The following is an 11,605-nucleotide window of genomic DNA, read 5'->3' as shown; positions in this document are numbered from 1 at the left end:
TATTTACCGCAATATTTTGAGATGTATGTAGTAACCGTGATAGATTAGAGTTGTTTTTGCGTGTTTTTGATATATAAAATTACTATTTATTTTATGAGAGTTATTAGCATGATAAAAAAATTAGTATTTATTGTATTACCTATAGTAACCGGATGTTCGTCATCAGGAATTGGTGATTATCCAGAGTTTCCGCATTCTAAAATGGAATTAGTCGGTGAGGCTGGGAAAATTGTAAATGAAAAAAACGTGCAATTTTTTTCACCTAATAATACAGCTTCTATAGATGTATCTTTGTTAAGTGCCGGAGGCGCGGTATTAACGGTTTGGGCAAGGCCTGTAGGTAACTGGTTATGGGGTTATACACCTTTCGATTCTTCTGATTTTGGCAACAATAGAAATTGGAAAATCATTGATGGAGTGACAGAAGGGCGTTATAAATTCGTAAATAGTGAGCAAGGCTCATGTATCGAGGCTTATAAAAATGGTGTCATTCATAATACATGTGTAAGTGGAAAGTTATCACAAGAATTTGAATTGATTCCATTAATGAATGGCGCTGTATCAATAAAGAATGTTGACACATCTCAGTGCTTAAGAGCTGAATTTCTTGACCGAACGATACGTTCTCCTTATGCGTTCTCAATTTTTATGGAGCAATGTACAGATATGAATAATGAAGTGTTTGAACAACAGTGGATTATTTCTCCTCCAATTCAATCGTCATTAGCTAATATTATTATACCAACATTAGTTCCACCATTACCGGTTAAAAAACTTGAGCCTATTGTACATAAGGATTCAATTCGATGAAAAGTTTTGCGTTTATTCTTAGTATACTTCCTCTATTATCATGGGCGGCCATCGATGATTATAACGTTTCTACATGGAATCTACAGGGGTCGTCGTCGTTAACAGAAAATAAATGGAATAATAATGTTCGCCAATTAATTTCTGGCGCTAGGTCTAGTGATATATTAATGCTTCAGGAAGCCGGAAGTGTTCCATCTTCAGCCGTATTGACTCCAAGAGAATTCTATACACCAGGTATTCCCATGAATGAATATGAATGGAATCTTGGTACTAATAGTCGTCCGCAAACTATGTTTATTTACTTTTCTAGGGTAGATGTTGGTGCTAATCGCGTTAATTTAGCTATTGTATCTTCGCAGCGAGCTGATGAAGTTATAGTGTTACCTCCTCCAACTGTTGCATCGCGTCCCATTATAGGTATCCGTCTGGGAAATGATGTTTTTTTCTCTACACATGCTTTAGCTAATAGAGGCGTTGATGCTCCTGCTATTGTCAACAGTGTTCTACAGTATTTTGATCGTCAAACAGACCCCATTCGACAGGCCGCTAATTGGATGATTGCTGGTGATTTTAATCGATCCCCTGTTGACTTGCAAAATAGTTTAGATATACCTGCTCAAAGGCATACTCAGATTGTCGCCCCTGTTGATCCAACTCAAGCAAGCGGGGGGACTTTGGACTATGCCGTTATTGGGAATTCTGTAAGTTTCATTCCTTCGCTATTAAGGGCTTCATTATTATTTGGTAATATGAGAGGACAATTTGCGTCCGATCATTTTCCAGTTGGTTTTTTTAGGAGATAACCAATGAAAAGATTTTTATGCACTTGCGGATTGCTCTTAGTAATATCTGGTTGTAGTAGTAACGAAGTATTGCAGTCTACTTCTGATACAATGAAATTTAATGTTCGAAATGTATATACTGGCGGTATTATTGCGAATTGGAATGGTAAAGGATTTAATCATAATAATTGGGAGATAATAGAAGTTGAAACAACTAAAAAAACTTTACTTATAGATCCTAGTGGTTGGGTTAAATTTAAAAATCCAGATGCTGACGAATGTTTAACGGTGGATGATAATAATCAATTGATTTTAAACTCATGCAGTAACGATAAGTCTATGATGTTCACACTTATTCCTTCAACATCTGGTGCTGTTCAATTAAAGTCTATTGGTAACCAACAATGTTTAGGTCGAGGTGATTCAATTGTGGATTTTCAATTTAAACGATGTATTGATAAAAGCAGCTTAGCAAAAGAACCCGTAAATAGCGGTAATTTATGGATGATAAATCCGTCTCTTAATCCAGCGAAATACTCACCATTATTTATTAAATAACCTCAGATCGGTTTAATTTATCTCAATGATGAGCTTAAATTAATTTTAGCTCATCATCTGCCAACTGGGGTTGTGAGGTTGTTGAAAAAATTCATTTCTAACCGAAAATCCCCTCTCTTTTAATTAAGCTACCATCTCAATGACTCAATTTAAATAACTTTATTTTCGATTGGAACTTTTTCTGATAGTTACGATCAGATCATGAAGTAAAAAAATGAGAAACTCGTTCAATTATCATTGAACAGCTAAAAAAAGTGAAAGATACCCATTCGCACATCAACCAAGTCTACCCTGTTATGGAAGTCGCTTTTGTTGTCATAACAGCCATTCTGTGTAGTCAAAATAAATGGACGGATATCAAGGATTTTGGTGAAGGAAATATCGACTGGTTACGTGAGTATTTCCCCTACAAAAATGGCCTTCCTACCCGACATAATATTGCAGCCATTATGAGGACTGTTGTTCCTGAAACGCTCTTAGATGGGATGGTGGGCTGGGTTAATTTGCATAGGGAGAGGCATGCTCAGCCCATCATCAGTGTTGATGGAAAGGTTCTGAAAGGAGCTAAAGCGAATAAGCAAGATAACCCTCTTTATATGGTCTCAGCGTTCGATGTTGACGAGGGTTTGACTCTCCACATCAACCCTGTGAAGGCAAAGGAATGGAGCTAACAGCGATAAGAAAACTGTTAGATCCTTTAGATATAAAAGGATGTTTATTAACAGCGATGCCCTGCATTGTCAGGTTGAAACTCTGAATAAAGTAGTAAATAAAGGTGGTGATTTCTTAGTGCAAGTCAAACTGAATCTACACAATTCAAAGATTATTGGTATTTTCCTGAAGATAAACAAGAGTCGTACATTATTGAAGATAAAGGGCATGGCAGAAAAGAGAACCGTGAGGCTTATGTTCTCCCAGCTGCCTTCAGTGAAGTACTCAGATAAAAGTGGTCTGTCGTTAAAAGTATTGTTGCAGTGGTGAAAGATAGAACTATCAAAGGGAAGGAAGTTATGAAACTTCATACTATATTTGCACAGACCATTTATCCTTAGAGCTAGCCTCCCAAGCAACCAGAAAACACTGGCACATAGAGAACCAGCAGCACTGGGCGTTGGATGTTATTTTCAAGGAAAATGAGCAACGTATTTATGCTGGAAATTTAGTATTAAATATGGCTTGCTGTAGATGCTTTGTTAGAAAGTTGTTTAGGAAATCCTAAGGGAATTTGTCAGTACCAAGAAATATGAATAAAGCTTGCATGGAATAAAGATTACAGAGTCTCTGTTCTGTTTACATCAGATTAACAAAGTTCATTCGCGCCCTTTACGAATGTTGAATAAGGGACAATTTGATTTTTGGCTGCGTAACGATAGACGAAAAACAATAGTACGGGAGAGAGCCACCTTCATTAATCGTCTCTTTAATATTGAGGTCATTCTACAATGATAATGAGCCCATTGTAGGACTCATTTATCTATTCAGATTATTTGCAACAAGCCCATTTTATACAGTTAGCAGGAGTACTATTATCACGAGTCCAAACAGTCTCAGCATCACCAAGTGGTAACCACGTCATACCTTCTGACATATTTACTGGCGGTAAATCTTGTTCGTGAACATACATACCTACTGGCACAGCTCCTTTCACACCATGAGTACGAGCTTGTGCTTTTGCGGTATCGGAATTACGCAGGCCATACATTTCAAAATAAGAATTCCAATCCATGCCTGTTCAGTAAGATAACGAAACCAGCATAAAGTCATTACCTTGAATGGCGTTCATTGTGCCGTGTGTATTTGTCCAATCAAACATAGCAAAACCTAAACGTTCACGATTTACGTTCCACGTTGCTTCATCTGTTGCATACTTACCGTAGATGCGCTCATGTAAGTAAAGCATAGAATAGATGCCCCAGCCGCTTTTTAGTACTGAATCATCCGCAAGCGTTTTACCATGCATTTGTAATGCCATTTGCGTATAGAAAGACATACGAATGCCATTGATAGCAGCATATCCACCATGTGACCAGATTGCTTCATGGCGTGATGTCTTGCCTGTATCTAAAATGCCACATGTAGGCGTGTAAACAACACGATTACCCTCGGCGTCAGTTACATTTGCATAATCAGATTGCAGTGCAAAAAACGTTTCTTTACCATTCATATGAGGATCATTTAATGGTGTTGTTTCCCCATCAATAACCGTATGTCCGTTCCACATTACATAATAAGGGAAGATGTTATTTGAGTTCTCACCTGAACGGTTACTGTATTGACTCCATGTATTTCGGTTGTCTTCTGTAGCATAACCCACACGTAAACGACCCGTTTGCAAGTTGTGACCCAATTCATGTCCATCTAGCCAACCACGAGGAGAAATACTGCCACTTGATGGTTAGGAATTTCAATCCTAACCATCAAGATAAAATGCCTCATTTTTTCTTATCAGAGTCTTCGACTTATTATTTTTTAACGCCTATCTTCATGCAAAAACACCGTTTTTGTATGGTTTCTGCTCAAATTTATGCGATTTAGACGTAGGTATCCTACGCCGCGCTCCTTAATCGCTTATCTTATCTCATACTAAAGCGACGTGAATCCAGTAATTCGTCATTCTTTGGGCCTTTTGTAAAACCTGTAAATATCATCCTGTTTCCACAAAGTGTGCATTTGTATGGATCGTTACCTGTAAACCCTTTGTATTGTTTGGCGTACGTTAATTTATCTGTCTGCTCTGGCTTTGTACTTTCTAAAGCCGCATAAACTAACGGAAGTAAACGACCTCGTTTACTATTGGAGAGAAAACCGTAGTAGCGCACCATCTTTAGATGCTTTTGAGGGATATGGTTTACGTAACGCAAAATCATCTCTTCTTGCGTTAGAGTCATTGTTTTGTGCTCCCCATCTCTATGGCCTAAATACTTAAACACCACCGTTCCTCCGCTATAATGACGCAGTCTTGAGGCAGATATCGGTGGGCGCTTTAGGTAGCGACCTAAATAATTTACGGTTTGCTTTAACAGCTTAGTCTTCTTTGTAAAATGGATGTTCCAATATCTTTGATATTGGCGCTCTAAGAAAAAATTCCACTGACGGTAATCCTGGATGTGCTCTGTGCTCCCTGTTGATAAATTTAGCTCATCGTACTTTCGTCTGAGTAAATCAATTAAGCTTCGACGCTAGTGATACTCCACATGCTTCTTTTTGAAATAGATAGGCTGCCAGTTATCATTTTCATCTAACCCGCCTCGTGTTACGGATAAATGAATATGTGGATGCCAATTGAGGCCTCTGCCATAGGTATGTAAAGCCCCAAATATACCGACTTCAAGGCCCATTTTTTTTGCCCAATTTAACAAGGTATTTGCAGCAAGAGAAAATAAGTCATTTAAGAGCTCTGGGTTTGCGTCGAATATTGGCCAGAGCTCACTAGGCATAGTGAACGTGATGTGCTGATGCTCGCAATCTGGCATCACTTCCAGCTGCGTGGCTATCCATTGCTCTGTAGATTTTGTACCACAAGAGCTGCATGCCTTCGTTTTACAACTCTGACATATTACTTTCGTGCCGTAACAGTTTGATTTTTCACAACCGTAGTGCTTAGCTCCCATCGCATTGGTACCGCATGCAAGCATTCTTTCTATACAAGTGATTTGCCACAGACTAAAGGTATGAGCGTGTTTCCATAGCGCCTTTTCCCAAGCATTGTCTTTTTCAAAAAGAAGCTTAGTAGCTCGAGGGATAAATTCTTTTTGGGCATGACGTCGGCGTCTGTAGTTGCGTGGCAAGAGGTGAGTAATTCGAGATAAGAAAGGATGTAGAGATCATAGCGTTAATTGAATGAATGTTGAATACATAATTTAACGCGGCCTCGCTCGATGCGCAGCATCGCTATCTTGAATAATTATATCTGAAGGGTATTGGTAGCAAGAAAAATCCATGTAACGCTCTAGTTAAGATTAAATACATAACTTTGAGCATTACATGCCTGTTTAGTTCTTTTTCATGCGACAGAACCAAATATTCCAGCATGACCGTTTATAGTACTGCATCTTAATTTTCATTGTAGCTGCGAAATAAATGCCTATTGACAACGGGAGGAAGTCCTTATAGTTGTTTTCTGTTCCATTGGTGCTCACCCCCCTAACAATGCCTCACACAAAAATGTGTGAGGCATTGTTTTTATTTATACTCTAGGGTTGTCCATCCACTGCTAAAAGCCCAACGATTACCATTTGACCAGTAAACATTCGGTAACTGGGCACACTGATTTTTTTCATTTACAAAACCGGTCCCGTAGAACGGCGGATTATCAATTTGGCACAATGGTTGACCATTTTGGTGTAATACCAGCTCACCTTTCTGCTCTGGGTTGTAGAGAGACAACCAATCAAATTCATTAGCTTTTGATTGTAGTGCAACATGAGACCCATTGGATTGACGATAGTTTATATCATCGCCTGAACGACAACTGACCTCTTTATTATCTTGCATCACATAACCGTAATATTGCTCACCATCTTCAAAGGTGAATCGACATAGGTAAGGTTTCTCTGAACCCATTGCTGATTTAGCCATCAAAATTCGCTCTTGATTATTCATTGCGGCAACCGTTTGAACATTAGTCTGCTCACCATTAGTCGCCCAATTTTTGGCTATATTAGAGTAGGTCATGAAATAATCATCAATCAGATACATATGAGTATCCGAGCGATGCTTACGTTTATTGTTATCGATACCGTTATGACGATATTGCTGATATTCCGGTTTATAGAAGCCGTTAATACTATCGTCCGTATAAGGCAGATCGCCTTTGCGAATATGATAGTTTGCCAGTGCCGTAATTAATGGATGCCAGCCATTACTGCCATTAGCAAAACTAGTATGGTGACCATAGGTTGCTTTTCCATCAAAACCGTGGCCGAATTCGTGGGCAATGACGCCCCACGTTCCATAGTAGTGAGTATAAAACATCCACGTATCAACCCCAGTGATGCCAGCACCACCAAGACCACCGCCAATAGAGGTTACCCCCCCATTCACGTAGGCACGATTCATTAAGCCATTATACCAATATCGGTAATCTTGCTCGGTGAAGAATCCTCCTGGTGCATCCACTGGGCCCGCGTTAGCGTGCATATCGTAACCAAAAATATTTTTGAAATTGAACCAAACGTGTTCAAATTCATCTTCTGAAACGATGTATGCCAAGTTGGTTAATATGATCAACCATTCACGTGCATAAAGGGCATTCATCATGCGCCAGTTACCGGTATGGTTTGATGCAAAACGAATTTCCCATGTCGGTTTCAGGCGTGCCAATTTTTTTGCAAATAGATCGGTATCTGAATTAAAGCGATGCTCAAACTGTTTGCTATAGTTCATGGTGCTCGAAAATAAGTCAGCCAAATCGAAATAACCATCATCATTACTACTATTAAACTGCCCTTGGCCGAATGCAGATAATGGCAAAGTGATTTGAGCATAAGCAGGCAAGCGATCAATGTTAGTTAATACAAACCATTTTTCGATACCCGCTAATTTAAGCTCCACCGTGAGATCTTTTAACTCCACGGCGGCATAGTTGGTGATCTGCACCGTATCAGTATCAATAAACTCAGTTTTAATCAACGAGTTAACATTGACAGAACGCAGCGCTGGGTTTGTAACCAGAGAGTGTGGTTCATCAAGAGACAGCACCTCATTAACCGAGGTCGGCATCAATTGATCGAATAGGATTTTAGTCGTTTCAACTTGCTGATCGGCGATAAACGGAACTTCGTAGCTTCGCAATTGATCAAATCGGATTTCGCTTTGCGTCGCCGTAACTAACTCGCCGTCGTTATAATGCACGTCATAAAGATTATTGACCAGATTCGCGTCAAGATGAGTGATAATACGCGTTGGATCGCTGAAGACAAAGTCATTAGCAATAACATCAACAATATTGTGCCATTCAAGGCGACCCGCATGATTCACCACCAATTGATCACCCGACTTATCAACTTTTTGCAATTTTGTATTGATGATCTTTTTAGGTATCAATGCTTCGCCCGAGCTGACTGCGGATTCAACATCATTTAAGTCGTAGATATAATAATTTTTGTTCGCTGTAACCACCATAAGGTAGTGTTCCAATACATGCATTTGTACTTTACGATGAGTATATTGCCCTTCGAATTGTAAAACTGCGTGTATTGGCGCTTTTAAGTGGTTTTCGGCGGTTACATCTTGTTGACGATAAACTGATATTTTTTCAGATGCACCAGCAACAATAACATAATCTTTATTAGATACTGTCGCCTGAGGGCGGAATAATGCGGTTGGCCCACTACCACCTAGAGTCGTAACATGTTGGTGTTGATTATCTAAATTAAAAATATCGACACGATTTGAATTAAGTGATGCTACATACAATAAGTTACCTTGGATATATAACTCATTCAAACGGCGAAAAGGATAAAATACGTCATTAGCCTCAAAACCTTTAATTTCGCTCAACACCTGACCAGTATCAACATCTAAAATCACGACCGTACCAGGATCTGTATCGTGAGTAACATAGAGGCGATCTTGATAACGTTCAACCGCAGTAATATTTAAATTCTCTAAGCCCATATCATTTGCAGAAATTGTTTTTCCGCGTTCAAAGTACTCGATATTCGTATTAAAATTATTCAATGAGCATGATGACGTTTCTAGGACAATACGTTCTATCTGGCCATTTTTAATTACACCATTAGGATAATATTCAAGTAAACAACCATCACCATATTCATAATTTCCAAAGTATTTATTAGTGACCACCAAACCGTTGTCATACCATGTTAACTCCCATTCATTACCAATGAAATTAAACACGTTACGAAATGCACTTTCGTCATTAAATGGTATAGGGAAATCAAAAAGAATGTAATTATCATTATTTAAAAGGTACTTTTCCCCATTTACCAACAGATATCGATCCAAGCCTTCAATGACAATATTTTTAGGTATGTCAGCAAGTTGACGTAAAGACTCTAATGTCATTCCAATATTTTCATATATGTCTTGGTAACTAGATTTGAAGTAGTTTTGTTCTGTACTTGTTGCTAATGCTGATGAGCAAAAAGAAGCGGCCAGCATAACTGACAATAAAGTTGGTTTCATTTTTATTCCTTTAATTTGTATTAAAAACACACTAACTTGGCTGAAAATCTCAGCGGAAGTATTTATTTTATCTTTATTCTTTTTTGCGTAATTTATTACCACGCACTTCGTATCGTTTAATTAAAATCTCGTAAATGATACACAAGAGAAAGAGTTTGGGTAGAATATTAATCGTATTGATGACTAAATATCACAAATTCTGGTTCTGTCGCATGAAAAAGAACTAAACAGGCATGTAATGCTCAAAGTTATGTATTTAATCTTAACTAGAGCGTTACATGGATTTTTCTTGCTACCAATACCCTTCAGATATAATTATTCAAGTTGTACGTTATTACGTATCATATAAACTCAGCACTCGTGATATTGAAGAGATTTTCACTGAGCGTGGCAGTGCTATTGACCATTCCACTGTAAATCGTTGGGTTATTACTTTTGCACCTATGCTAGAGCAAAACGCACGTCAATTAAAACGTAAAGTCTCCCCATCATGGCGTATGAATGAAACCTATATCAAAATTAAAGGTGAATGGTGGTATTACTACCGAGCTGTTGATAAATTTGGTGACATCGTTGATTTTTAATTGATGGTTAGGAATTTCAATCCTAACCATCAAGATAAAATGCCTCATTTTTTCTTATCAGAGTCTTCGACTTATTATTTTTTAACGCCTATCTTCATGCAAAAACACCGTTTTTGTATGGTTTCTGCTCAAATTTATGCGATTTAGACGTAGGTATCCTACGCCGCGCTCCTTAATCGCTTATCTTATCTCATACTAAAGCGACGTGAATCCAGTAATTCGTCATTCTTTGGGCCTTTTGTAAAACCTGTAAATATCATCCTGTTTCCACAAAGTGTGCATTTGTATGGATCGTTACCTGTAAACCCTTTGTATTGTTTGGCGTACGTTAATTTATCTGTCTGCTCTGGCTTTGTACTTTCTAAAGCCGCATAAACTAACGGAAGTAAACGACCTCGTTTACTATTAGAGAGAAAACCGTAGTAGCGCACCATCTTTAGATGCTTTTGAGGGATATGGTTTACGTAACGCAAAATCATCTCTTCTTGCGTTAGAGTCATTGTTTTGTGCTCCCCATCTCTATGGTCTAAATACTTAAATACCACCGTTCCTCCGCTATAATGACGCAGTCTTGAGGCAGATATCGGTGGGCGCTTTAGGTAGCGGCCTAAATAATTTACGGTTTGCTTTAACAGCTTAGTCTTCTTTGTAAAATGGATGTTCCAATATCTTTGATATTGGCGCTCTAAGAAAAAATTCCACTGACGGTAATCCTGGATGTGCTCTGTGCTCCCTGTTGATAAATTTAGCTCATCGTACTTTCGTCTGAGTAAATCAATTAAGCTTCGACGCTAGTGATACTCCACATGCTTCTTTTTGAAATAGATAGGCTGCCAGTTATCATTTTCATCTAACCCGCCTCGTGTTACGGATAAATGAATATGTGGATGCCAATTGAGGCCTCTGCCATAGGTATGTAAAGCCCCAAATATACCGACTTCAAGGCCCATTTTTTTTGCCCAATTTAACAAGGTATTTGCAGCAAGAGAAAATAAGTCATTTAAGAGCTCTGGGTTTGCGTCGAATATTGGCCAGAGCTCACTAGGCATAGTGAACGTGATGTGCTGATGCTCGCAATCTGGCATCACTTCCAGCTGCGTGGATATCCATTGCTCTGTAGATTTTGTACCACAAGAGCTGCATGCCTTCGTTTTACAACTCTGACATATTACTTTCGTGCCGTAACAGTTTGATTTTTCACAACCGTAGTGCTTAGCTCCCATCGCATTGGTACCGCATGCAAGCATTCTTTCTATACAAGTGATTTGCCACAGACTAAAGGTATGAGCGTGTTTCCATAGCGCCTTTTCCCAAGCATTGTCTTTTTCAAAAAGCAGCTTAGTAGCTCGAGGGATAAATTCTTTTTGGGCATGACGTCGGCGTCTGTAGTTGCGTGGCAAGAGGTGAGTAATTCGAGATAAGAAAGGATGTAGAGATCATAGCGTTAATTGAATGAATGTTGAATACATAATTTAACGCGGCCTCGCTCGATGCGCAGCATCGCTATCTTGACTAACCTTAGCAAACTTAAGGACTCCTCCTAAACGTTTGTTATCCGTAATGGCTGCTTCATTTACTGTTCTTAATTTATCAAATACTGTGCACTTAAAGGATTTTCCGCAATGTTTGATATCTATCGTTCCATCAGGATAATCATATATCATCAACTTTTTCCCTATGAGTCTTATTGTCTCTGGCGTATTTTCTAGTAAGTAGACGACC

At 38.7% G+C, this 11,605-nt stretch carries 6 protein-coding genes and 6 pseudogenes; 6 read left to right on the top strand and 6 right to left on the bottom strand.

The window, feature by feature from the left end:
- The first annotated feature begins 108 nt into the window (after positions 1–108).
- The 5 genes and pseudogenes from PVK71_RS19735 to PVK71_RS19710 all read left to right on the top strand — a co-directional run.
- On the top strand, positions 109–810 hold the full coding sequence (locus PVK71_RS19735) for a cytolethal distending toxin subunit A/C (protein ID WP_274421034.1): 702 nt from the start codon (positions 109–111) through the stop codon (positions 808–810).
- On the top strand, positions 807–1,613 hold the full coding sequence (locus PVK71_RS19730) for a cytolethal distending toxin subunit B family protein (RefSeq protein ID WP_274421035.1): 807 nt from the start codon (positions 807–809) through the stop codon (positions 1,611–1,613). Before PVK71_RS19735 ends, PVK71_RS19730 begins: the two co-directional genes overlap by 4 nt.
- A gap of 3 nt (positions 1,614–1,616) precedes the next feature.
- Positions 1,617–2,150: a hypothetical protein gene (locus PVK71_RS19725; protein ID WP_274421036.1), complete on the top strand. Its 534-nt coding sequence runs from the start codon at positions 1,617–1,619 to the stop codon at positions 2,148–2,150.
- A 230-nt stretch (positions 2,151–2,380) separates the two neighbouring features.
- Positions 2,381–3,454: pseudogene (locus PVK71_RS20565) on the top strand (ISAs1 family transposase).
- Between the two features lie 19 nt (positions 3,455–3,473).
- Positions 3,474–3,596 (top strand): annotated as a pseudogene (locus PVK71_RS19710) (IS6 family transposase); the annotation flags it as partial.
- Positions 3,597–3,633: 37 nt separating this feature from the next.
- Here PVK71_RS19710 and PVK71_RS19705 read toward each other — a convergent pair.
- The 4 genes and pseudogenes from PVK71_RS19705 to PVK71_RS19690 form a co-directional block, all read right to left on the bottom strand.
- Positions 3,634–3,876: a hypothetical protein gene (locus PVK71_RS19705; RefSeq protein ID WP_274421037.1), complete on the bottom strand. Its 243-nt coding sequence runs from the start codon at positions 3,874–3,876 to the stop codon at positions 3,634–3,636.
- Between the two features lie 6 nt (positions 3,877–3,882).
- Positions 3,883–4,497, bottom strand: a complete 615-nt coding sequence (locus PVK71_RS19700; RefSeq protein ID WP_274421038.1) for a hypothetical protein — start codon at positions 4,495–4,497, stop codon at positions 3,883–3,885.
- Positions 4,498–4,723: 226 nt separating this feature from the next.
- Positions 4,724–5,938, bottom strand: a pseudogene (locus tag PVK71_RS19695) (IS91 family transposase).
- A gap of 394 nt (positions 5,939–6,332) precedes the next feature.
- Positions 6,333–9,299 (bottom strand): hypothetical protein, encoded by a 2,967-nt coding sequence (locus PVK71_RS19690; protein WP_274421039.1) that lies wholly within the window; start codon positions 9,297–9,299, stop codon positions 6,333–6,335.
- 278 nt (positions 9,300–9,577) lie between these two features.
- Between PVK71_RS19690 and PVK71_RS19685 the strand changes: the two are divergent.
- Positions 9,578–9,880, top strand: a pseudogene (locus PVK71_RS19685) (IS6 family transposase); the annotation flags it as partial.
- A 188-nt stretch (positions 9,881–10,068) separates the two neighbouring features.
- Here the strand turns inward: PVK71_RS19685 and PVK71_RS19680 are convergent.
- Together PVK71_RS19680 and PVK71_RS19675 are read right to left on the bottom strand one after the other, a co-directional pair.
- A pseudogene (locus PVK71_RS19680) lies at positions 10,069–11,283 on the bottom strand (IS91 family transposase).
- Between the two features lie 72 nt (positions 11,284–11,355).
- A pseudogene (locus PVK71_RS19675) lies at positions 11,356–11,605 on the bottom strand (ISNCY family transposase); the annotation flags it as partial.

The organism is Aliivibrio sp. S4MY1 (assembly GCF_028765545.1).
Lineage (GTDB): Bacteria > Pseudomonadota > Gammaproteobacteria > Enterobacterales > Vibrionaceae > Aliivibrio.
Note: the sequence above shows the minus strand (reverse complement) of the source record. Positions and strands in the feature narration are given on the sequence as shown.